The organism is Prolixibacter sp. NT017 (assembly GCF_009617875.1).
Classification (GTDB): domain Bacteria; phylum Bacteroidota; class Bacteroidia; order Bacteroidales; family Prolixibacteraceae; genus Prolixibacter.
Map to the genome: position 1 here is coordinate 2729713 of NZ_BLAV01000001.1, position 24162 is coordinate 2753874.

Below are 24162 nucleotides of genomic sequence, written 5' to 3' on the forward strand. Positions count from 1 at the left end.
ACGGTTACTGCCCGGAGAATACTGTGCTGCTGGCAACTTCGTAAAATAGCGTTCTTTTTCCACCGGAGAGTACTGAAAGCTACAAGGACAGACCGTGAAATCAATGCTCATAAGAACAACACAGGAGCAGCCGGCTCAGATCATTCCGCCTGTTTTACCGCGGTTCATCCGTTGCAATCTCTATCTTTCCGATACAAATCTACTATCATTGTTTCCACAGTTGATGAACTTAATGCATCTTTACCTACGCAAAACATTTCAGCTTTGGAATGAACGAAAAGAACCTACATACCCGAAACGACCGTACGTTTGCATTCATGTCTCTAAGTGGTTTTTTCCGTAACCAATTCAACCGCTGGAGCCTTATTGCCGCTACGCTTGTGCTTGTCGGCATCTATAGTTATTTCCTCAGCTTTCGCGACATCCGGGTATTTCCTTCGCAGCACAATTTTGCCGTCGGCTTTTACGACGATAGTGCCAACGGGGGCCATTCAGAAATTGTGCAACACAGCGTTTCCGATTCGGCTATCGCTCTCGATTTCCAGTTAAAGAAAGGATTCCTGAGCCCGTACGTCGGGATAAGTATCGGTCCCACCAGGGACAGTATTATCAATCTGGCTCACTACAACCAAATCCGGTTGACGGTGGCCGCACAGGGCATCAAAAACATCAATTTCTCGTTGTTTACCCGTAACCCCTATTTCCGCCAAAAGGGCAACAGCAACGATTTGAATTTCTATACCCTGGTGGAGATTTCGCCGGAGAAGAAACAATATACCATCGATGTCAACCATATGAATGTGCCCGATTGGTGGCGTACACTGAATCATATCGCCCCACAGGAAAAAATCACTCCGGATTTGCGACATGTATACAATTTCAACATGGGAAATGCCTATGCCCCTGTGTTGAATACCACCTGCTCGTTACACATTTACTCCATATCCATTGTTCGGGATAATAGCTGGCTAGCCGTCATGTTAATCATTGCATGGTTAACATTCTTCATCCTTTTAGTTATCATTTATCACCTCCGCGCCTGGTTGAAACGGAAGCAGGTTTCCATTACTATCTCCTACCGTTTCGTGGAAGTGGAGGAAGAGAGACAACCGGGCGAAAACTTCATCGACTATATCAACCGGAGCTTTCAGGAGCACGAGCTTTCCCTCGAACAAGTGTCTGATCATACGGGCGTCACGCCGCGCCGAATCGCCCATTTCATACAGGAAACCTACGATTGCAACTTCAAAACTTACATCAACCGTATCCGGATTAACGAGTCTAAACGGCTACTCCGCGAAACCGATTTACCCATTGGCGAAATTGCTTTCAAGGTAGGATTCGGCAACCAAAGTCATTTCAACCGCGTTTTCAAAAACCTAACAGAATTAAGCCCTTCGCAATACCGCGAAAGTGTGCGCTAGCACGTTGCACTTTTTGCAAAAAGATTTCCATTTTTTGTCAAAAGAAAGAAAAAGCATCCTACTAATATTGTGTAGAAGGGAATCGGTTGCGGCATGATTGCAAGATATTGTGACCGCCATGGCTAAATCTTTTCAATAAGCCAATAAAACATTAATCCAACACCAATGAATTTGATAACGAAAACCAGGTTGACCGGCATTCTTTTGCTGAGTTTGCTCACACTCCTTGCTTGTCAGAAAAAAGACAATCCGAACACTCTCTCGATTAATCCTTCACAGGTTACTTTCCCAAAAGATGGCGGCAGCACTTTGCTGGCGCTCCAGACCGATGCTGATTCATGGAACATCAGCAATCCGGCGTCCGACTGGCTCGTTGTATCGAACACCAGCGGAACCGAGAAGAATGCCCAAATCTCGTTGAAAGTAGAAACCAAAACGTTAACCGCCCGCACCGACACGCTCACCATTATGGCCGGTGATGCCACTCCGGTTCAGGTGATGGTTTCGCAGGCGTCATCAGACTATCTCTACCATCTTTCGTCCAGCGAAAACACCCTCAGTTTAAAACGTTCGGGCGACTCAGCCACGCTGACTGTTACGACTGATGCCCAGGAATGGACGATGAGTACTGATGCTGCTTGGTTACAACTGAGTAAGACAGCCGGCGGTCAAGGCTCGACCAGTGTTGATTTGACAGTACCCGAAAATACCGGAACTGATGCGCGGACCGCTACCCTTACCCTAACGGCCGAACATGCTCCGACGGTTGAGATTACCGTTACACAAAAAGGTGAGATTTACCCCAGCTACAATACCTCGCCACAGGCACCCGATGAAACCGGAATGACCAGTACGGCCGCTGAACTGGCGGCTAAAATTAACCTGGGCTGGAACCTTGGAAATTCATTGGAAGCGATTGGCGGAGAAACGGCCTGGGGGAATCCTAAAACCACCAAAGCTTTAATTGACTTAGTAAAGCAAAGCGGATTCAATGCCATTCGGATTCCTTGTTCCTGGAATCAATATGCCAATGCTGCTACGGCCAAAATACAGGCTGACTGGCTGCAACGGGTCAAAGAGGTCGTTCAGTACTGCATCGACGATGACATGTATGTGATTCTGAACATCCACTGGGACGGTGGCTGGCTGGAAAACAACTGCACGCAGGATAAAGAGGAAGAGGTGAATGCCAAGCAGAAGGCGTTCTGGGAACAGATAGCCACTACGATGCGCGATTTCGACGAACATCTGCTCTTTGCCAGTGCCAACGAACCCAATGTCGACAATGCCACACAGATGGCGGTACTGGAATCGTATCACCAGACCTTCATCAATGCAGTGCGTTCAACCGGAGGCAAGAACAGTTACCGGGTACTTGTTATCCAGGGACCGTCGACTGATATCGAAAAGACCAACCAACTGATGACAAGTTTGCCAACCGACGAAGTAGCCGACCGGTTGATGGTTGAAATTCATTACTATACTCCGTGGAATTTCTGTGGTATGACCGAAGACGCCGACTGGGGGAAAATGTTCTATTACTGGGACAACGGCTATCACTCCACCACCGATACCGATCGCAATGCTACATGGGGCGAAGAAGATGCAGTTGATAGCAATTTCCAGCTAATGAAACAACAATTTGTCGACAAGGGAATTCCGGTAGTAATGGGCGAATTCAGTGCAGTACGTCGTTCGGATTTGACCGGCGATGCCTTGACATTGCATCTGGCCTCGAGAGCTTATTTCCTGAAGTATGTGACGCAAAAAGCCAAAGAAGACGGAATCTTGCCGTTTTATTGGGATAATGGTTCGATGGACAATAACAATTGTGCTATTTTTAACCGAAACGACGATACCGTGTTCGATCAGCAGACATTGGACGCCATAGTTGAAGGTGCCAATGCTGCTCAATAACGATGGTATGATTGTCCATTACAAAATGAACACAGATATTCAAACCTATCATTATTCATATCATGAAGAAAACTTTGTTTCTGTTTGCCCTGCTGGGAAGCGTGATGTTTGTTAGTCCGGCGACGGCCCGCAATCAATCACGGAAAGCGGCTGAGAAGGTCAGGACCATTAGCGTTGATTACAACCGTGTAAAGGGTGATTTCAATCAGATGTTCCGGGAATGTGTAGGTGCCGGTCGCGCCAACGAAGGCTTACGGGCCGACTGGCAGCAGCAGCTGGCTGTTGCTCACAAGGATTGCGGCTTTCAATACATCCGCATGCATGGCTTGTTAACCGATGACATGGGCGTATGTAAACTGGATCGGAACGGAAAGCCTGAATACAATTTTCAATATATCGATGCACTATATGACTATATCCTGAGCATTGGGATGAAGCCTTTTGTCGAATTGGGATTCATGCCTAATGCCCTCGCCAGTGGTGATAAAACAATTTTCTGGTGGAGAGGTAACGTGACCCCTCCAAGGGATTATGACCAATGGGCTGATTTGATCCGTCACCTCGTACAGCACTTCACTCAACGCTACGGCGCCGATGAGGTGAAAACATGGTACTTCGAAGTTTGGAACGAACCAAACCTTTCGGGCTTCTGGGCCGGGACTCAGCAGGAGTATTTCAAACTTTACAAATATACTGCCGAAGCGATTAAAGGTATCGACAAAGATTACCGTATAGGAGGACCTGCTACAGCAGGTGCTGCCTGGGTTCCTGAGATGATTAATTTTTGCGAAGAAAACCATGTTCCCATCGATTTCATCAGCACCCATACCTACGGCGTAAAACAGGGTTTTCTGGATGAATACGGAACTACCGGTACCGTGCTGAACAAAGACAAATGGGCCGTAAGTGGCGATGTCATCCATTCGCGCAAGCAGATATCCGAATCATCGATGCCCAACCTGGAGTTGCACTATACCGAATGGAGTGCCTCCTATACGCCACATGACCCGATTCACGACAGTTACCACGAAGCGGCTTACATTCTTGAAAAATTAAAACAGGTGGGCAATGCGGCCAATTCCATGTCATATTGGACATTTACCGATATTTTCGAGGAAGCCGGACCACGTTTTACTCCTTTTCATGGAGGCTTTGGATTGATGAATTACCAGGGAATCAAGAAGCCGGCCTTCTTCGCCTATTCCTACTTAAATAAGTTGGGTAAGACCGAACTCCAAAATACCGACAGCGCTTCGTGGGCCTGCAAAGATGCCGACGGAGATATCCAGCTACTGTTTTGGGATTTCACCTATACCCTCCCCGATTCCATCAATAACCAGGCTTATTATATCAAGGATTTGCCATCCAAACCGAAAGGAAAGGTGAACGTGGAACTCAGCGGAGTGCCCGCCGGAAAATATCAGATGGAAGTGTACCGGATTGGCTATGAAATTAACGATCCGTATACGACCTATTATCAACTGGGAAGGCCGAATCAACTCACCCGGCAAGAGGTTGCCTTCATCAAGAAAAAGAATAGCGGTGCCCCGGTTGCTGAGGACCTGATTCAGGTAGATGCTACAGGCAAATTCAGCAAGGAATTCCCGTTAAGGGAAAATGACGTGTATTTGGTGAAACTGGTCAAACTCTGATTGAAACGAAATACTTTCTAAAAAAGAAAAAGAGGTACTCGGTCCTTCTGAGTATCTCTTTTTTATTTAACCTATGAAAAACGACTATTCCGATGCTCCTCCACCGTCAATGGTTTGAATGGAACCATCTTTATTGTATTTCAACTCGGTCACCTTGACACTTCGCAACCAGGTTTTTCCACCGGAAGGTTTGGCGTCATGATAGAACAGATACCATTTTCCCTGGAACTTCACAATCGAATGGTGGGTTGTCCATCCCACTACCGGTGTGAGAATCACGCCCTGGTAAGTGAACGGACCGTAAGGGCTATCGCCAATGGCGTAACACAATTTGTGTGTATCGCCCGTTGAGTAAGAGAAGTAATATTTTCCGTGGTATTTGTGCATCCAGGAAGCTTCAAAGAAACGGCGGTTATGATCGCCTGCCAACAGTGGTTTTCCGTTCTTATCCAGAATTTGGATTGTTCGCGGCGCTTCGGCAAACTGCAACATATTGTCGCTCATCCGAGCCACCTGGGGACCTAATTCCGGCTCATTATCGGCCGGCTCCTTACCACATTCAATGGCCTTTCCGTTGCGATAACGCTGCAGCTGTCCACCCCATATTCCGCCAAAGTACATGTAGTATTTTCCGTCATCATCTTTAAAAACTGCCGGGTCGATGCTGAAACTACCTCTGATGGGATTCGCCTCCGCTTTGAACGGACCTTCCGGTTTGTCACTTACTGCAACTCCTATGCGGAAAATGTCGGTCTTATCTTTGGCAGGAAAGTAGAGATAGTATTTTCCGTCTTTTTCAGCAGCATCAGGAGCCCACATTTGACGACCAACCCACGGAACATCATCTTCATCGAGAACGACTCCGTGATCGGTTACCTTTCCGTCTATGTTATCCATTGAGAACACATGGTAATCGCGCATAGCGAAATGATCGCCGTTGTCATCTTGCGGAATGCCGGCATCGATATCGTGCGAAGGATAGACATAGAGTTTTCCGTTAAAAACATGAGCCGACGGGTCAGCGATATAAATATCTTTCACCAAATACCGGGTTCCGCCCTCACTTACTTTCTTATCAGATTGCTCTGACTTATGCCCATTGCTGAACGCCATCAAAACAAGTGATGTTGCAACAATGGCAAACGTGATTCCCTGAAATAAGTATTTTTTCATCTTGCTAGTTATTTTTTCTGGTGTATTGTCATATTGGCTTTTAGCTATATCTGTTTTTCCTATTTTAATCTGGCACTTTCCGGTGGTCCCAGATAAGATGTTTTCTCGCCTCCGGCGCCTACAACAATCTTCTGCAGCACTACAGCCGAATCAACCATCCAGACCTTCAGCGTATGCTTGCCGGGATTTTCTATTGGTAAATTGACTTCCTGCATGTTGATTTCATTGCTGACCCAGCTGCCCCAGGTTTGGGGATTTTCATGCTTATTCATGTTAACAACAACTGGCTTCTGGTCATCAAATGAAACCGCCAGCTGCAATCCATTATCATTATAGAAATTCAGCGTAGGCGAAAGATACAGGCTGACTTTTACGGTTCCTGAATGATACAGGTACATGTCGTAATCCATGTGGGGACAATCCTGTCCGGGAGACTGTGGTTTTGCCGTTACCGGGAAAGGAGACATCGCTGAAAGCGTCCGGCCCAAACCCGGGATTTCTTCCCATTGAATTCCATTAGCCGGAATATTCCGGGTATAATGTGCGGCCTCCATAGAAACATAACCGTTACTTTCTACAAACCCGTTAAACGTCTTTGCATCAGGCTGAGTAGGATGATCAACAACCGCGTTTACAGTAACCGTTTCCCCTTCTTCTTGTTTTATTTCCACAGCTACCACGTGTTTACCTTCCGGGACATTGTTCCAGTCGACTGACAACCAAATCCGTTGCTCTTTTTGGATGGTTCCGCTTTCCGGCTCGGCTTTCAACCAGGGCTGAGTATTTGTAATCTCGTATTTGAATGGCTTTTCCCCACGGTTAAACACATCAACGTAAACCGGCTTCCGGTTGAAACTATCCATCTCCGGAAGCTCCTCTGCGAAGGTGCCTTCTGTACTGAAGGTGTCAGTTCCCTGTATCGCTACGCCCATTTTCGCCTCTGCGGGAAGATTGAGTTCATCCACTTTCGGCATACGGTTGTACCTTGGTTCCTGCCAACTCGTGTAGCCGATGTGTGTCTGAGCCATCATATGATTCCACTTGCCGTCGGCCAGCTTGGTATGATAGTAAACCGTTATCAGCGAATCCTTCTCAAAACGCGCCTTGACGGAATCGCCCCAGTCATTGGTCACAGCGCTCTCCCGTTCAAAAGCCTGGTGGTTTTTCGCGGCAGCGTAATACAAGGCATTCAAATTGGCGCATGCTGTAATTGGGTGCAGTACCAACTCGTAATAAGCATCTTTGTATTTTGCAGGCATTTTACGCCCCAGCTCTTCTGCCTCCCGGGCCAACTGATTATATTCATTCACCACCCGTTCATACTCCTGGTAATGGTTCAGACTGTAGGTTTCGGGAGATAGTAATTCCGGTTTCCGGCGTCCGTTGTATTTGGCGTACAACTGAAGCATTCGGCCAATCTCTTTGGCATGTTCGGTGCCGAATTGCTGAGCAGCCCATTGGGTCGTATATTCCGGCAACTTCTCTTTCGGCATGGCATCAGGGTCCCATGCATAATCCAGGAAGAACGAAATGGGCAGTTCCATCGGTTTGAGATCGCCCACGTTCACCAACCAAATGCAATCGACACCGTGTTTATAAGCCAGGTGCATCTGTTCCCATACCCGAGGCAGCGGATTGGTGTTTAGCCATTTGTAGTTACGCGGTCCGCCCACATAATCGAAGTGGTAATAAATACCATAGCCGCCGGAACGAGGCTTCGCATCCAATCTGGGAAGCTTGCGAATATTTCCCCAGTTATCATCACACAACAACAAAGTCACATCATCGGGAACACGCATGCCCTTATCGTAGTAATCCTGCACTTCCTTATAGAGTGCCCACAGCTGTGGTGTATCTTTGGCTGGTTTGCCAGTCACTTTCTCTATGATTTTCCGCTGGTCAGCTACAATTCGCTCCAGCAGGGCAATATTGGTTTTGTCTCCCATTGCTTCATCGCCGTCGCCACGCATTCCAACCGTGACAATACTTTCGTGATGGTCCATCCGTTCGATGCCTTTGGTCCAGAAGGTATCCAGCACTGCCTTACTCTTGGTATAATCCCAGGGAATGCCCTTTTTGCGGTAGGGAGCCCACTCGGCATGCGCCCGCATCATAGGCTCGTGGTGCGAGGTTCCCATCACGATTCCCATTTCGTCAGCGAGTTTCGGGTTTTCCGGGTCATCACTATTGAAGCTGGCCCACCACATCGCCGGCCACATGTAGTTGCCTCGCAGGCGCAGCAGTAGTTCAAATACCTTTTCATAGAACTTGTGATTGAAGCCACCATAATTGGCTACCGCCCAACGTCCCAATGCCGGCTCTTCGTCATTTAGAAAGATTCCCCGGTATTTTACTTTCGGCGAATCCACCAAATAACGCCCCTGCTTTACGTAAAGTGCTGTACGCACCGGAACCGGTACATCAGCCCACCAATTCCACGGCGATACACCCATGTTACGCGACAAATCGAACAAACCGTAAAGGGTTCCCCGCTTGTCGCTTCCGGCGATGACCAGCGCCTTCTGAACCCCCGGGAAAGGATTGTCCACAACCTGGGTGACAGTTGCTTCCCACTTGCCTTTGATATCGGAAACATCGATTTTGTGCTGATCGATAAGTTGCTGAATCAACGAACTCTTTCCGACCGTACCCGCCAGAATAATCTCCTTTGCCTTCGGAATATCTCCGACTACCAGCATGGGTTTTGTCTGCGTAACTTTTTGCAAGTCGTTCTGAACAAAGCCCGCAATGAGTTTCACGCCTTTATAATCACCGCTGCCAATAACGATAGGTGCTGTTTTGCCATTCTGCGCAAGCGTAAAGCCGTTATCAACTTCAGTCGTGCTCATGTAATTGTGAATGGGTTGATTTTCCCCTTTCGGGGCAACCTGCGACTGACACGATTGCAACAAAAACCCAAGAGTAAACAAAAACACCCAAAGGCTACCGCTCCATATTTTTTTTGTTCTTCTGATTTCCTCCATAATAATATATTCAGTAGTCGAATCACTAGTCCTCTAATATCATCCCATTGATAATCAAATCGTTTATATCCGACCTCAATATTTATACTATTTAGTTTCCTTACTCATCCATGAATCTGTCCGGAACGGAGCTGCAGGCAGGCCTTCTTTGGTATACAGGTTCACTCCTTCCGGGTTATCAGCCCAGTCGTAACGTACCGCAACCGGATGTTCAATTTTGTTACTGTAAACAGCCACTTTGTTCTTACCGATAATTTTGGCTTTCGCCCAGACAAAATGTTTGTCCATTCCAGCAACAGCGAACTGTCTCAACTCTCCGCCTCCATTCACGGTCAGGCCATCTCCAACCTGAGCGAAAGTAATGACGATACAATTTCCCTCGACCTTCATCGATTGATACAAAGGACTCAAATACTTTGAATGCGTTTTTCCATAGGCGACTTTCTGAGCGAGCCATACCAGTCGATTACCCACATCTTTCTTATCCAGCGGATGAATATCATTCCATTCTCCCAGGTCGATGGTAACAGCCAGTCCTGTATTAGGTAAACTAAGCGCTTTCATCTGCGATTCCCGCAACAGTGCCCAGTTGCTCTCCGAAGGTTCGCTAACAGCCTTCATGTAATTAGGTAGCTGTACAACTAAAAACGGGAAATCACCTTCGTTCCAGTGATGACGCCAACTCGCAATCATATCTTTTAGCAGATACCGATATTCTACCGGACGATCAGCATTGGATTCCCCCTGATACCAGACAGCCCCCTTAATGCGATAATTTTCCAGCGGAGCAATCATGGCATTATATAACCCCGTAGGTTTCCATCGAATAAACGTCGGACCAGCCAATGGAGCCATCTTAGCTCCCAGACGATACTGCCAGGGCCCTTTTAAGTCTATTGTCGTTTTACCATTCGATATCTGGTACGGTTTATCGGGCACGAAGCCTCCCCGACCGGCATTACTGATAATACGCGCCACAATGGTGTTTTCGCCGGCCTTTAAAACATGAGCCGGTATTTCATATCTGCGCGGTGGATACTGATAGCTGGTAGTTCCAACAAACGTCCCGTTTACAAACACTGAATCGGCGTCCACAATACGCCCCATCAGAAGTTTAGCCGGTTGATTTGCCATTGATGCCGGAACATCTATCTTTTTGCGGAACCAAACGACTCCGTTTACCTCCCCCAGCGAAGTATTCGCCCAATAACCGGGCAAGTTCATCGTCTTCCAACCGGAAGTATTCAAACCGGGATTACGCCACGTTTGTGAGGGATTCCGGTATCCTAAATCTTTCGACTGTAACTCACTATACCACTTATGAGAACGCTCCTGATCTGCTTTTTCAATACTATCTCTAAGATTTTGGCTTTGAAAACGAAGTGCTTCATGATAATACTTAGGAAACTTCTTTAACGTTTTTATATCAATCCAGGCTTCCACCGGCGAACCTCCGAGGGCAGAATTAATAACCCCCACAGGCACCTGAAGCGAATCGTAAAGTGCTTTTGCAAAGAAGTAGGACACCGCTGAAAAACCGAGGATATTAGATGGATCTGGCGATATCCACGTACCCGATTTTAATTTGCTTTGCGGACCTTGAAAGTTATAAGTTTTGGGAACAGCAAAATAACGAATGAACTTGTTCCCTGCGTTTTTAATTTCTTCCGGATACCTTGGACTTACCCGCTTCATGGTAAGTTCCATGTTTGATTGTCCGGAACAAAGCCAAACATCGCCAACCAGAATATTTTTGATGACAATGGTATTTTTACCTGTAATTGTCATATCGTATGGACCACCGGCTTTAAGTGGAGGCAAAACGATATTCCATTTTCCGGAAGCATCTGCTTCTGTTTGATACGTTTTCCCGATAAACTGCACCGCTATCTTTTCGTTGGTGCCGGCCCAACCCCAGATTTTCACATCGGACTGTCGCTGCAAAACCATCCCGTCGCTAATGAGCTTTGGTAATTTTACTTCTGCTTTTCCCGAAAGGGCAATAAAAAGGAAAATGAATAAAAGGATGAATTTACTTCGTTTCATAGATGCAGTTTTTGGTTTATCATTCTAAAAATACCAACAATCAACTCATCAAGCCGGTCGTATTTGAATATTTTACTTTTTTAAAAGGGAGTTGAAATGAATCCAACTCCCTTTATTTTATTGGCTTACAACAAACCCGTTGTTATTTAATTATAACCTGGATTTTGGTAGGCTGCTTTATCTGCTTCGCTCATTTCAAGTCCATCGATCTGACTCTGCGGAATAGGACGCAGATACAGATAAGGTTGAATATTCCGTGTTACAGTTTGCGGCGTATGGTCTCCATAATTGGCTCCGCCAATTTGATAAGTGGAAGCGAGTTCACCCCACTTCTGTGTGCGTACCAAGTCGAACCACCGATAACCCTCGCCATAATATTCGCGTGAACGCTCAGCAAGGATGTAATCAATTGTAATATTCGCCGGTGTAGCAGCAACCATCTCAGCACTATGGTCTTCTACTTTAATGGAATCTCCATTGTTGTCATAGCGCCATTTTCCGGCACGTGCGCGAATCACATTAATCAGTTCACGCGCGCTTTTGCCAGCTGTTGTTGCTGCTCCTTTCACGGCAGCTTCGGCAGCTATAAAGTAAAGCTCCGAAAATTTCGCAATGTTAAAGGGACGAGTACTGGCAGCGTTTGGCTGTCCTAAACCTCCATTGTTATCAGTACGGTAAGTACCCAATTTCCACAATCCCGGATATACAATCCGGCTAATTCCACTCGGTGCAATCACAAAGTCGGATCTTCCGGGCACTTCAGCTGCACCTATATTGCTATCACCTTGCCCGCTAGGATACGTAAGAGGCGTCGACGGGTCATTATTCAGGAAAGTTAATATGGCATCACCTGGCTGCACCTGCATATAGTTGGCGTTATATACCGGACCAGTAACACCAGCTTTATCCCAATTACCCCGGTAAACCGTTGTAAAGGTACCGTCGTACCGTGAATCGTTTGTTTTATCAGCAAAAGTATTTTTGATTACACCAATCGTAGGACACATGCGGGTCCACGGACGTCCCAGGTGCTGCTCCGCCTCACGCTGAACAGAACTCATGGCCGACCATTCTGTATTGGACGAACTACTGCGAATCGCCGTATAGTTCCACGTCATCATCCAAACGGCACAGTTATCGTGGTCCCCGGCACCACTATAGGTAAGACTACTTCCGTTGTAATATTCGCTTGTCTCTGTGTGATCGGCATATAGCAATATTTCATTATTACGATCATTCGGAGCCCAGTTAACGTCATAGTAAGTGGGCTGCAGTCCGAAGGGGCCTGGATCGTCTATAGCAGCTGTTGCCACATTATACGCCTGCTGAAAATACCACTGTGCATCATGTCCATCCGGATCGGTACGGTCACTCGCCGGATAAGTAGGAATATTATTAGGGTTTTGGAGCCACCATCCGTATGTCAGATAAGCTTTAGCCAGATAAAGACGGGCAAGCGTTTGGGTGGCACCACCTGTTACCCTTGGATCTGCCGGAAGGTCGTTTACGGCTTTTATTAAGTCGGGGAATATTGCTTTGGTATATACCTCCGGCACTGTGTTACGGGTTGAAACCCTCACAGGAGATGTGTTAAACTTCAGCTCCCCTGCTCCCAGGTCCAGAGGGACTCCGCCAAAAGTCTGCACTAGCAAAAAGTAGTCAAACGCACGGAAAAATCTGGCTTCTGCAATCGAAGCGTCTGAGATACCTACTGCGCTGGCATTTTCGATGATACCACTAGCTGTGTTGATATCAGAAAAAGCCGCTCCCCATAACCTGTCGCTTCGGCTACTGGCCGAGGTGATATCACCCTGACTGGTCATGTCCATGACTTTAAAGTTCTGGTCCGCACTCTGCGCATAGGTTGCTTCGTCGGTACCGGTTTCCAGGGTATTATAGTAGTATGCTTCTCCGTAGATATAGCGCAGGTGTGCATACAGAGAAGTTAATCCACCGTAAACACCTTTCTCGGTTTTGAAAAAATCTGGTGTATAAATACTGCGCGGTTGCTCATCCAGAATATTATTAGAGCAAGACGCGAGGAACAACGACATCACGAATGCTCCAATAAAAGTTTTTATATGTATACGTTTCATTGTAGTCCTTTTTTAGAATGTCAAATTGATGCCGAACAAATAATTGCGTGTTGCCGGAGTGTTTGTACCCAACGTTAATAAACGTTTTAGGTTATCAGAATAAGGTACGGCTGCGTTTTCGTTACCGTATGAGTTGGTCTCAGGATCCAATCCCGAAAGCTTATGAAATGGCGAGAACATTACAAATGGGTTCTGTACCGTTACATAGAACCGTAATTTACTAATACCGGCGTATTTCAACCAATTACTATTGTGATTAAAATTATACCCCAGTGTAAGACTACGAATTTTCAGGTACGACGCGTTGAAGTATCCCAACGTGCTTCCATATTTGGGGTTGTCACCACTTGTTACACCACCCGGTTTCGGATAGGCTGCATTCGTGTTATCCGGCGTCCAGTAATCCACTTGTACGTTATTCCTTCTTCCGCTCAACATGTTCAGGTAGCCTGATGCTGAATAAAGCGTACTAATGAGGATACCACCATGCTGAAACGTACCAACGCCGGTCAGATCGAACCCTTTGTAGGCTACGCGCGTATTGAAACCTCCGGTAAAATCAGGATCAACACTCATAACTTGCCGGTCTTCAGGGCCAATTGCCCTTGTCGGCGTACCATCAGCATTGTAATCACCGGTATATTTCACTTTAATCATACCAACATTTCCTCCCGGTTCCAGTATATCTAAATACGGATCTCCCTGTTGCCAGAGGCCTATTTTCTGGTAATCGTAAATCACGTTGATAGGATGCCCGACGAACCACCAGTTGGCTTCGTCCTTTTCCTGTCCGGATGCAAGTGCGACCAACTTGTTTCGATTGGCAGATAAATTGATACCTGCTTCCCATGTCCAGCCATTGACATTATCCAGTATTTTACCGCTGAGTGAAAGCTCCAAACCTTTATTTTGGGTCTGACCAATATTTCCCACATAACTGCTTACTCCGGACGTGCTGGGCAGATTAACGTTCAGCAATATATCCTTTGTATTGGTCACATAGTACTCGACCGTACCAGACAAGCGACCATTCCAGAGGCTAAAATCCAAACCATAGTTCATTGTTTCGGAGTACTCCCAGCCTAAATTGGGGTTGGGAAGTTGCGATACATAGTAGCCGGTGGCATAGTCGGTTGGGCCAAAGTTGTATGGCCGGGTGCTCAATTGCCCAAGCGTAGCGTAAGGTTGAACAGCCTGATTGGAAGTTTGTCCATAGCCCACACGAAGTTTCAACATATCAAGCTGATTGATATTCTGCATGAACGATTCGTTCTTAATATTCCATCCGACTGATACCGCAGGATAAGTATGCCACTGATGTCCCTTCGCCAGCCTTGAAGACGCGTCAGAACGAACAGTTGCCGTCACCATATAACGATTATCGTATGAGTACATTACACGCCCCATCCACGACATCAGACCACTCTTCTCATATTTCTGCTCGTTAGGGTCAACAGTGATTTCACCTTGTGCCCGCCCCAGATTGTAATATTGGAAGGCATCCGACGGAATGTCCTTGGCGAACATGTACGACCGATTATACTTCGTTTGCTCTGCAGAGTACAACCCCACTACATTGATATGATGCTTTTCGTTAAAAGTGCGATCGTAAGTCAAGAGGTTCTCAATTGTCCAGTTGGTAGTAAGCGAGTTACTAACAGAAGCTGTTGAAGGAGTCGTCGCATTGCTGCTGTTAATTCCCTCTCCTGTGTAACTACCTCCATTACTCATACGGAAGTTCAAACCGAGATTGACACGATACTTCAGGCCCTCGACTTTCGGGATTTTTACCTCTCCGTACAAAGAGTTGTATGATCCAAAAGCTTTCGTTTGACTCAACCACTGATTCTTCAGACTATCGAGTACGGCTTTTGAATAGACCCAGTTTTCGTCCAGCGGCATCTTAACGGTTCTTTTCCATGAGCCATCCTGGTTATACGGGCTGGCCAGAGGAGACATGCTCAAAACACCGTAAAGTCCCACCTGCGAACCATCTGTTACGTTATAGTTATTATTCGTCGTGAATCCGAAGCGGAAACTTTTTCCTACCGATTGATCTACAGCTCCCCGCAATGTGAAACGCTCGTATTGTTGTGTAGGTATAACCGCTTCATCATGGTAATAACCTGCACCAAAGCTGTAGCTCCCCTTGTCGGTACCACCTGAAAGGCCAACATCGTGGTTTGTTACCACAGCTGTTCGGTATAACAAGCTTTGCCAATCAGTATTTACATCATTCGATTCATCTTCTCCATTTGAATACTGACCGGCAGCCTGACGAAGAGCAAGCAACTCTGGACCATTCATCATCGGATATTTGGCAAAAACACTTTTCAAGCCGTAGTAACCGTTGTAGGTAATCTGTGCTTTTTGCCCTCGTCTCCCCTTGTTCGTGGTTATCAATATTACACCGTTGGCTCCGCGTGAACCATAAATAGCGGTTGCCGACGCATCTTTCAAAATATCGATGCTCTTGATATCACTGGGACTGATATCGCTAATCGAACCAGCAAACGGAATACCGTCAAGTACGATCAGCGGGTTGTTATCAGCAGTCAGCGAACGCGTACCGCGGATGCGAATCTGCATATCGGCACCCGGCTTCGATGATGTCTGCGACATCTGAACACCCGGCATACGTCCCTGCAGTGCCTGTGTAATATTGGAAGATGCTACTTCGCGCATCTTACTTCCATCTATCGATGCAACCGAACCGGTTACCGCTTCTTTCCGCTGTGTACCATATCCAACGACTACCACCTCATTCAGCCCGACATTTGAATCCTTCATGGTAATATCGATCTGCGAACGGCCGTCGATGGCAACCTCCTGTGGTTCCATTCCCACAAATGAAAATACGAGTGTTTGTGCTTTTTCGGGAATCGACAATGTGTAGTTTCCGTCAGGATCGGTAATGGTTCCCATGGTTGTCCCTTTTACCACGATGGAAACGCCCGGAATCGGCTTTCCCTCCTTATCGGTCACCTTTCCTTTAATGTCCTGCTTTTGCTGTGTGGCAGGCTTCTTTACATCAGCCGGTTTATCGGCCTTTTTGATAATTACTGTCCGATCGTCGATTTCGTAAGTGAAACCGTACGGAACGAGTACCTTATCAAGAATATCTTCCACCCTGGCATCTTTTACATTGACATTCTGGGCGGGAATATTTCTCAATAAGTCAGAGCGATACAGAAAACGGAACTCCGTCTGTTCTTCAATGTTCTTAAGAACATCCTCAACTGTAGCATTCGCCACTTTTACCCGGACACTTGTCTCTTGTGAATAGACACTTGCCGTTACATTTCCGAAATCAAGGAGCAGGAATGCAAATGCAATTCCCATACCGAGCAAGATTCTTCTTAACCTACCGTGAATAGCAGGTATACTTCGGTTTTTTTTCATAGATTTGAATTGTTTAGATAATTACTATTTAAACGCTCACCAAAAAGTGATTGGCGGGAAGTGTACGCACCATTTCCCGCTTTTTTATTTTACTGTTACCAGGTTGTCTTTTATCGAAAATTTGACTTCGTCCGTTTTTTCAATCAGATCCAATATCTCTGAAAAATCCGAGTAACGTTCCAGATTACCAGTGAATTGAATTTGTTTTGCCCGTTGATTTGAAAAAACGACATGAACATCATACCATCTTGATAATGTGTTCATCATGTCATCGAGTTGTTCATCTTTAAAAATAAATCGCCCGTTTTTCCATGCGATATAGCGGGCCGGATCGACCATCCGTTTTTTGATTTGGTTGCCCGTCCGACTTACTCTACTTTGCTCGTTGGGAACAAGCGATTGTTGCACGTTTGGATCATCTTTTAATTGCACATTCACGTGCCCTTCGACCAATGTGGTGCAGGTAACCGAATCTTCCGGGTACGCTGAGATGTTAAAATGCGTTCCCAGAACCGTGACGATTTGTTTGCCCGAAACAACCCGGAACGGTTTGTGCCTATTTTTTGTCACTTCAAAATAGGCCTCTCCGGTTAATTCAATCCGTCTTTCGTCTCCCAAAAATTTAACCGGATAGCGTAATGTACTTTCTGAATTCAGCCAGACTTTGGTACCATCGGCTAACACCAGGTAATATTCTCCTCCCCTGGGAACTTTCAGTGTATTGTAGCTCAGTTTTTCAGAGGATTTCGACGCAGCGGTGTACTGCAGCTTGTTTCCAGAATTTTTAAGCGATGCACCGTCTTCTTTAATCTGGAAAGTGTCATTTGCTGCCAGGTTAACGCTTTTTCCGTTATCGAGAATGAGAACCGCCTTTTTGCAGCCAGGTTGAATCGTATTTACGTTTTCTGCCACGTGAACTTGCTCCTGCCCCGGCTTCGTATAATAGAAAAAAGTAAGAGCAACAAGCAGTGAAGCAGCCACCGATGTGATGACAACCAACCGGCGCCGTGTATTCGATTTTTTTCCGGAAATCCGATGCTTCACATTATTCCAGGCTCCGTCAATCTCGTCGCTTGAAGGATTGATAGTCGAGCCGCGTTCGTAATACTCCTTTAGATTATTGTAATAACGCTGATGCTTCTCGTCCTCCTGCAACCACGTTTCAAGCTTTGCTCTTTCCCGCCAGGTAGCCTGATTGTGAATAGCTTTCCAGATAATTTTGATATCGATCAAGTTGTCGCTTTTGTCCATTGACAAGAAATCTTTACTTCTGAGACACGACGAATAAAAAAATGGGTGACAGCACTACAGAAAAAAATTGATGGAGGTCGTTTCCATTAATCTCTTTTTCAGTTTTTCTCTCGCTCGCTGAAGCTGTGTTTTTACCGTGTTGGAAGAGATTTTCTTTAGGCTGGCAATTTCTTTTGTTTTAGCCCCCTTCAAATATTTCATGGTGAAGATGTCCCGCATTTCTTTCGGAAGCGACTCCAGCGCCTGATGTATTTGATCTGCAATATCAGGGTCCTGCAGGAGTGACGGATCGGCGCTGTTTAAACTGGCCTCCAGAAACAACAAATTGTGCTTGTCTTTCACTTTCAAATCACGCAGATAGTTCAGACACCTGTTGCGCACCGATTGATAGAAGTAAGCCCGGAGAGAACTTTTCACATCCAGATGCTCTCCGTTCTCCCACAAATAAATGAAGAAATTCTGCACAATGTCATCGCTGACAGTCTTGTCAAAAACAAATCCGTCGGCATACCTGATTAGCGAGACGTAATAATCCCGAAACAGCACCTCGAATACTTTACTGTTACGTTTCCTTATTTCATCAAGCAGTATTTTATCTTCAATTTTCATTGATTTGGAATGTAGTCAACTTAGTAAAGGCTTCTGCTTAATAAAATTCACCATGCATTGCCCCCTGCAACATTAATCCTTAACATAACCCGCCATATAAAATTAACCTCACAGGTGCTTAAAATTAATTTTTATTTACGTACTTTGTACGCAAAGTAGATATTTTTTTCTGATGAACGAAATCTTGCCTAACATTTCTATCGACAATGCCATTTTTGGCTTTGCTAATGGAGAGCTTAAAATACTGCTAATCAAAAGAGATAAGCAACCTGAATTTGACCGATGGTCGCTTCCTGGCGGTTATGTTTACTGCAATGAAAACATGGATGATGCTTCCAGAAGGTTGCTGCAGGAATTAACTGGTATCTCCAACCTGTTTTTATCTCGTGTAGACGTATTTGGCGATACAGACCGATATCCCGATCGCCGGGTTATTTCTGTTTTGTATTGTGCCCTGGTGAAACCGGAACAGTTTGAGTTACTAGCAGGTGCGCACGCTAAAAAAGTCAAATGGTTTCGGGTAAAAGGAATTAAAAAATTACCCTTTGACCATAATGTAATGATCGAAACAGCACTGAACTGGCTAAGAGATGAAATATGGCGAAAGCCAGTTCTAATCAATCTCCTGCCGGAGAAGTTTCCGCTCAACCAAATGCACGATCTGTTTCAGACATTTCTTCATGAAACGATCGACAACCGAAACTTCAGGAAGAAAGTGATTTCACAGGAACTGGTGGAGCGGCTCAATGAAAAAACCAAAGGGGGAAAACAACGGCCGGCATACCTATACCGGATGAAAAAGAAGTAAAAATCAATTACATCAACATTACATAAATCATTACAAAATATAATAGTACCATGTTTGATATTAATGGAAAAGTTGCAGTCGTTACCGGAGGTGGCGGTGTTTTGGGGGGCAGCATAGCCCGCAGTTTAATAGAAGCAGGAGTGAAAGTGGCCATCCTCGATATCCGGGAAGAACAAATTAACAACCGGGTGAAGGAACTGGAGCAACTGGGTGGAAAAGCTTTTGGAATTGTGGGTAGTGTACTCGATATGGAGGAACTGCGACAAGCGCGTGAAACTCTTATAAAGAAATGGGGCAAAGTAGATATCCTGATCAATGCTGCCGGTGGCAATATGCCCGGTGCTACTTTAACGGAAGACCAAACGGTTTTTGATATGAAAATTGAGGACTTTCAGAAAGTGACCGACCTCAATTTAAATGGAACCATATACCCGTGCCTGGTTTTTGGTGAAGCAATGGCGCAGCAAGGATCAGGCAGCATTGTCACTGTTTCGTCAATGGCCACCTACTCTGCCATTACACGTGTACCCGGATATTCGGTAGCTAAAACGGGTATCAACATTTTCACACAGTGGATGGCCATGGAAATGGCGACGAAATTCAGCGAAAAAATCCGTGTGAATGCCATCGCTCCCGGATTCTTCATCGGCGACCAGAACCGTAACGTGCTCATCAATCCCGACAGCTCGTATACCGAGCGCAGTAAAAAAGTAATCGGACGAACCCCGATGGGGCGCTTTGGCGATATCAAGGAACTGAATGGCGCCGTGCAGTTTTTATGCTCTGATGCCGCTTCTTTCATTACCGGAGTTATCCTGCCGGTCGATGGCGGATTCAGCTCATTCAGCGGAGTTTAACTTATAAAAAAGAAAAGGCAGAATATGGCTCTGGAAAAAACATGGCGATGGTTTGGTGAGAAAGATCCCATCAGGTTGGAGCAGCTGGCCCAAATTGGAGTGGAAGGCGTCATAACAGCTCTTCACCATATTCCCAACGGCGAAGTTTGGCCCAAAGATGAAATTCTAAAGGTGAAGAATGCCATCGAAGCGCACGGCATGCGATGGAGTGTGGTGGAAAGTCTTCCGGTAAGTGAAGGCATTAAAATCCAATCGGACGATCGCCCGAGGTTGATGGCAAACTATCAGCAATCGGTCCGCAATCTGGGGGAATGCGGTATCGATACCATCTGCTACAATTTTATGCCGGTGCTCGATTGGGCCCGCACCGACCTTCATTACCAGCTTCCCAATGGTGCTGAGTCGATGTATTTCGACTTCCCCACCTTCGTGGCATTCGATGTCTTCATATTGAAACGTCCGGGCGCAGAAGCTGACTATCCCAGGGAACTGGTTGACAAGGCCCGAACGGTATTCAATAAGATGACGGAAGAAGAAGCGGAGGAGCTGGCTTATAATATTATTGTGGTAACGCAGGGATTTATCGACGGAGTGATTGATGGTTCGGTTCCAGATCCGAAAGCGTTGTTTCTGGAATTTATCGACCGCTACAAAGACATCGACAAAGCGAAACTGCGGGAAAACCTGAAGGCCTTTCTCGACGATGTAATTCCGGTTGCCGAGGAAGCGGGCGTTCGCCTGGCTATTCACCCGGATGACCCTCCTTTCCCTGTCCTGGGACTTCCGCGGATTATCGGGCAATTGGATGACTACGAGTGGTTATTTGAAGCAAATCAATCTCCGAATAACGGCATCACTTTTTGTGCCGGTTCCCTTTCCGCCCGAAAAGAAAACGACCTTCTTGAAATCATCGAAAAGACCCGGGAGCGGATCCACTTTGTACACCTGCGGAACACGCAAATGCTGGAAGACGGAAGTTTCTACGAATCCGGTCATCTAACCGGTTCACAGAATATGGTTCCGTTGGTAAAGGCATTATTGCAGGAACAAAAACGAAGAATCGAAGCTGGTCGCACTGATTTCAAAATGCCCGTGCGACCGGACCATGGCCTTAAACTCCTCGATGATTTCAATCATCAGTACAATCCGGGATATCCACTCATCGGCAGATTGAAAGGGCTGGCAGAACTCGACGGCATCATGACGGCCATTGACTATGCTTTATCCCAACAAGGATAAAGAACACACTCCTTTACGAGCAACAAAGAAGCTCTGCACTGACATTGATGAGCTTCTCTCTATCAACCGAATGAATAATAAATTGCAACCAATGAAACGACTTATTCTTATTATGGCTGTCCTGCTAACAACAGGTACGACGGCTATATCACAAAATAAAACTACTGCATCAAAATCGTGGGTGGGTACATGGGCTACTGCCCCACAACTTGTCGAGCCCCGGAATATGCCGCCAGCACCGGGACTAGCCAACAACACGTTGCGTCAGGTGATTTGTGTTTCCATTGGTGGAAAGCAACTGCAGTTCCGGTTTTCCAATAAATTCAGCAAAAGTCCGGTGACCATGAAAACCGTCCACATCGCGGTTTCAAAAGGCGGAAGTAAAATCGAGGCCTCTACATCTAAGGAATTAACCTTCAATGGACAACCGGATGTCACGATGGAGCGTGGAAAAACGGTGGTTTCCGACCCGGTTTCATTCAATCTCAAACCGCGAATGCAAGTGGCCGTAACCATTGCTTTCGGAAAAACATCGCCCGACGTAACCGGACATCCGGGGTCACGCACGACTTCGTATTTGCTCGCAGGCGACCATTCTTCGCCTGAGGCCGATTTCTCGAAAGCCGCCCAAACCGACCACTGGTATGTGATTAACGGCATCGATGTGATGGCCCCAAAACGGGCAGCTGCCGTTGCGATTCTCGGGAACTCCATCACCGACGGACGAGGTTCCGGCACGAATAAACAGGACCGGTGGCCCGACGAACTGGCCCTGCGCCTTTTGAAGAATATGCAGACACAAAACATTGGTGTGCTGAACATGGGAATTGGAGGCAACTGCGTGCTTCACGGTGGCCTCGGCCCTACCGGACTCAGCCGTTTTAAGCGTGACATCCTGAATCAGCATGGGGTGCGTTGGCTAATCATCCTCGAAGGGGTTAACGATATAGGAGGAACGCCCGACAAAGAAGCTGCTGACAAAGTAGCGCAAGGCCTCATCGCCGCTTATGATAAAATGATTGATGAGGCACACGCGCAGGGCATCAAAGTGTACGGAGGAACCATTACTCCCATCAAAAAGTCGTTCTATTACAAAGATTACCGCGAAACAGCCCGGCAAACCGTGAACAAATGGATTCGTACCAGCGGCCATTTCGATGCGGTGATTGATTTTGACAAAGCCATGCGAAACCCAAAAGACACGTTAAGCCTGCGGCCGGAAGCACAGTCAGGCGACTATCTTCATCCCAATGAGCTGGGCTATCGCATGATGGCCGGTACCATTGACCTTTCGCTGTTCAAATAGAACAATACTTTTTTATCGTTGCAAGACACCGTAAGAAATTTACAGACCCAATAGCTAAACATAAAAGATAAACCGATGAAAGGAACAAACGACGCAATCAAACCGAATATTCCGTATCGAATAGCCTCATTGCTCGTGGCCATTCTATTTTTAGGCATCAACCATTCATTTGCCGGAAATACCGGTGATGGTCATCCCGATGCTGCAGTTTTACCTGTAAAATCGCGGAATTTGCTGAAAGAAGCCGGTTATCAACAGTCGGCTATCGATAAAAAGATAGCTCAAACCTATGACCAACTCTTCCACGGCCCCAACCGTATCTATTTCGAGGTGGGCGATTCCATGGCTTATATTTCCGACCTGAAGAATCATGATGTTCGCACCGAAGGCATGTCGTACGGAATGATGATTGCCGTTCAGTTGAATAAGAAAGACGTTTTCGACCGGATTTGGCGTTTCTCGAAGCACTATCTTCAGCATCAATCCGGACCGCGGAAAGGGTATTTCGCCTGGAGTTTCAATCCCAAAACCATGAAACGGAATTCCGAAGGCTCGGCATCGGACGGTGAACTGTACTATGTCACCACGTTGTTGTTTGCATCGAATCGGTGGGGAAACGATACCGGCATTAACTATTATGCTGAAGCCAGAAAGATACTGGATGCCATGTGGCAGAAAGACGGCACCGGAAATATTTACCATCTCATCAATGTGAAACACAAGCTGATTTCGTTTGTGCCCGAAGGTGGCGGCTATCGCTGGACCGACCCGTCATACAATGTGCCGGCCTTTTTCGAGGTTTGGGCTCACTATGCCCACGACGGACACGAACAGTTCTACCGCGATTGTGCCGACTCGGCCCGCGTATTTCTTCACCGTGCATGCAATCCGAAGACAGGTTTAAATGCCGATTACACCAATTTTGACGGCACACCGCATTCCACACCCTGGATGCCCGCAGCGTTCCGCTACGATTCGTGGCGGGTTCCGATGAACATTGCAATGGATTACGTTTGGTTTGGAAAGGACAAAAAATGGCAGGAAGCTTACGCCGAACGTTTTCAGAACTTCCTGCGCTCACGCGGAATCAACTCATTCAAGGACCAGTTCAATCCGGATGGTTCGAAACCGGAATACATTCTTCCGGCAGGGGGTTTCCAAAAGCTGAGGCACTCATTGGGATTGGTAGCTACCGCGGCTACAGCCTCCCTGATCACGGTAAACGAAGACAAGAACAGCCTCGACTTTGTGCGTGCCCTCTGGAATGCCAAACTCGAACCGTACAGCGATGGCTACTTCGATCCGTATTACGACGGACTGATGTATCTATTCAGCCTGATGCATTTGAGCGGCGAATACCGAATCATAACGCCCCAAACAGCGAATCAATAGACACTC

Annotated in this window: 15 protein-coding genes; 8 read left to right on the forward strand and 7 right to left on the reverse strand. The window is 46.5% G+C overall.

The genetic code is table 11. The annotated features are described in order from the left end of the window. Positions 1-269: 269 nt before the first annotated feature. From GJU87_RS11235 to GJU87_RS11245, 3 genes are all read left to right on the forward strand, one after another. Positions 270-1424 (forward strand): helix-turn-helix transcriptional regulator, encoded by a 1155-nt coding sequence (locus tag GJU87_RS11235; RefSeq protein ID WP_153639608.1) that lies wholly within the window; start codon positions 270-272, stop codon positions 1422-1424. Positions 1425-1589: 165 nt separating this feature from the next. Beyond that, a complete protein-coding gene (locus tag GJU87_RS11240; protein WP_153639609.1) occupies positions 1590-3341 on the forward strand; it encodes a cellulase family glycosylhydrolase in 1752 nt (583 codons plus the stop codon). A gap of 62 nt (positions 3342-3403) precedes the next feature. After that, positions 3404-4993, forward strand: a complete 1590-nt coding sequence (locus tag GJU87_RS11245) for a glycoside hydrolase (protein WP_153639610.1) — start codon at positions 3404-3406, stop codon at positions 4991-4993. Positions 4994-5077: 84 nt separating this feature from the next. Here GJU87_RS11245 and GJU87_RS11250 read toward each other — a convergent pair whose 3' ends face one another. The 7 genes from GJU87_RS11250 to GJU87_RS11280 all read right to left on the reverse strand — a co-directional run bounded on the left by GJU87_RS11250 (position 5078) and on the right by GJU87_RS11280 (position 18554). Next, a complete protein-coding gene (locus GJU87_RS11250; RefSeq protein WP_228491962.1) occupies positions 5078-6166 on the reverse strand; it encodes a glycoside hydrolase family 43 protein in 1089 nt (362 codons plus the stop codon). A 59-nt stretch (positions 6167-6225) separates the two neighbouring features. Then, a complete protein-coding gene (locus GJU87_RS11255; RefSeq protein WP_153639611.1) occupies positions 6226-9150 on the reverse strand; it encodes a glycosyl hydrolase 115 family protein in 2925 nt (974 codons plus the stop codon). Between the two features lie 87 nt (positions 9151-9237). Further along, complete coding sequence (locus tag GJU87_RS11260; RefSeq protein WP_153639612.1) at positions 9238-11196, reverse strand: sialate O-acetylesterase; 1959 nt, start codon at positions 11194-11196, stop codon at positions 9238-9240. A 146-nt stretch (positions 11197-11342) separates the two neighbouring features. Next, positions 11343-13292, reverse strand: coding sequence for a RagB/SusD family nutrient uptake outer membrane protein (locus tag GJU87_RS11265; RefSeq protein WP_153639613.1), 1950 nt, complete (start codon positions 13290-13292; stop codon positions 11343-11345). A gap of 12 nt (positions 13293-13304) precedes the next feature. Then, complete coding sequence (locus GJU87_RS11270) at positions 13305-16694, reverse strand: TonB-dependent receptor (protein ID WP_194831509.1); 3390 nt, start codon at positions 16692-16694, stop codon at positions 13305-13307. A gap of 84 nt (positions 16695-16778) precedes the next feature. Next, positions 16779-17945 carry a FecR family protein gene (locus tag GJU87_RS11275; RefSeq protein ID WP_153639614.1) on the reverse strand — a complete coding sequence of 389 codons (1167 nt, stop codon included), beginning with the start codon at positions 17943-17945 and terminating at the stop codon, positions 16779-16781. A 54-nt stretch (positions 17946-17999) separates the two neighbouring features. Next, positions 18000-18554 (reverse strand): RNA polymerase sigma-70 factor, encoded by a 555-nt coding sequence (locus GJU87_RS11280; RefSeq protein WP_153639615.1) that lies wholly within the window; start codon positions 18552-18554, stop codon positions 18000-18002. A gap of 172 nt (positions 18555-18726) precedes the next feature. On the opposite strand from GJU87_RS11280, the gene GJU87_RS11285 reads away from it, so the two are divergent. The 5 genes from GJU87_RS11285 (at position 18727) to GJU87_RS11305 (ending at position 24156) form a co-directional block, all read left to right on the forward strand. Beyond that, positions 18727-19362: an NUDIX domain-containing protein gene (locus tag GJU87_RS11285; protein WP_153639616.1), complete on the forward strand. Its 636-nt coding sequence runs from the start codon at positions 18727-18729 to the stop codon at positions 19360-19362. 50 nt (positions 19363-19412) lie between these two features. Then, the gene (locus GJU87_RS11290) at positions 19413-20219 is read left to right on the forward strand and encodes an SDR family oxidoreductase (RefSeq protein ID WP_153639617.1); all 807 of its coding nucleotides are present in this window, start codon (positions 19413-19415) and stop codon (positions 20217-20219) included. 24 nt (positions 20220-20243) lie between these two features. Then, complete coding sequence (gene uxuA / locus GJU87_RS11295; protein WP_228491963.1) at positions 20244-21458, forward strand: mannonate dehydratase; 1215 nt, start codon at positions 20244-20246, stop codon at positions 21456-21458. 91 nt (positions 21459-21549) lie between these two features. Then, the gene (locus tag GJU87_RS11300) at positions 21550-22764 is read left to right on the forward strand and encodes an SGNH/GDSL hydrolase family protein (protein ID WP_228491964.1); all 1215 of its coding nucleotides are present in this window, start codon (positions 21550-21552) and stop codon (positions 22762-22764) included. 75 nt (positions 22765-22839) lie between these two features. After that, complete coding sequence (locus GJU87_RS11305) at positions 22840-24156, forward strand: glycosyl hydrolase family 8 (protein WP_153639619.1); 1317 nt, start codon at positions 22840-22842, stop codon at positions 24154-24156. Positions 24157-24162: the final 6 nt, after the last annotated feature.

What these genes read in the sequence shown, in the direction of transcription:
- GJU87_RS11235 (WP_153639608.1), top strand. Translation starts at nt 270, where the DNA reads ATGAACGAAAAGAACCTACATACCCGAAACGACCGTACGTTTGCATTC.
- GJU87_RS11240 (WP_153639609.1), top strand. Translation starts at nt 1,590, where the DNA reads ATGAATTTGATAACGAAAACCAGGTTGACCGGCATTCTTTTGCTGAGT.
- GJU87_RS11245 (WP_153639610.1), top strand. Translation starts at nt 3,404, where the DNA reads ATGAAGAAAACTTTGTTTCTGTTTGCCCTGCTGGGAAGCGTGATGTTT.
- GJU87_RS11250 (WP_228491962.1), bottom strand. Translation starts at nt 6,166, where the DNA reads ATGAAAAAATACTTATTTCAGGGAATCACGTTTGCCATTGTTGCAACA.
- GJU87_RS11255 (WP_153639611.1), bottom strand. Translation starts at nt 9,150, where the DNA reads ATGGAGGAAATCAGAAGAACAAAAAAAATATGGAGCGGTAGCCTTTGG.
- GJU87_RS11260 (WP_153639612.1), bottom strand. Translation starts at nt 11,196, where the DNA reads ATGAAACGAAGTAAATTCATCCTTTTATTCATTTTCCTTTTTATTGCC.
- GJU87_RS11265 (WP_153639613.1), bottom strand. Translation starts at nt 13,292, where the DNA reads ATGAAACGTATACATATAAAAACTTTTATTGGAGCATTCGTGATGTCG.
- GJU87_RS11270 (WP_194831509.1), bottom strand. Translation starts at nt 16,694, where the DNA reads ATGAAAAAAAACCGAAGTATACCTGCTATTCACGGTAGGTTAAGAAGA.
- GJU87_RS11275 (WP_153639614.1), bottom strand. Translation starts at nt 17,945, where the DNA reads ATGGACAAAAGCGACAACTTGATCGATATCAAAATTATCTGGAAAGCT.
- GJU87_RS11280 (WP_153639615.1), bottom strand. Translation starts at nt 18,554, where the DNA reads ATGAAAATTGAAGATAAAATACTGCTTGATGAAATAAGGAAACGTAAC.
- GJU87_RS11285 (WP_153639616.1), top strand. Translation starts at nt 18,727, where the DNA reads ATGAACGAAATCTTGCCTAACATTTCTATCGACAATGCCATTTTTGGC.
- GJU87_RS11290 (WP_153639617.1), top strand. Translation starts at nt 19,413, where the DNA reads ATGTTTGATATTAATGGAAAAGTTGCAGTCGTTACCGGAGGTGGCGGT.
- uxuA (WP_228491963.1), top strand. Translation starts at nt 20,244, where the DNA reads ATGGCTCTGGAAAAAACATGGCGATGGTTTGGTGAGAAAGATCCCATC.
- GJU87_RS11300 (WP_228491964.1), top strand. Translation starts at nt 21,550, where the DNA reads ATGAAACGACTTATTCTTATTATGGCTGTCCTGCTAACAACAGGTACG.
- GJU87_RS11305 (WP_153639619.1), top strand. Translation starts at nt 22,840, where the DNA reads ATGAAAGGAACAAACGACGCAATCAAACCGAATATTCCGTATCGAATA.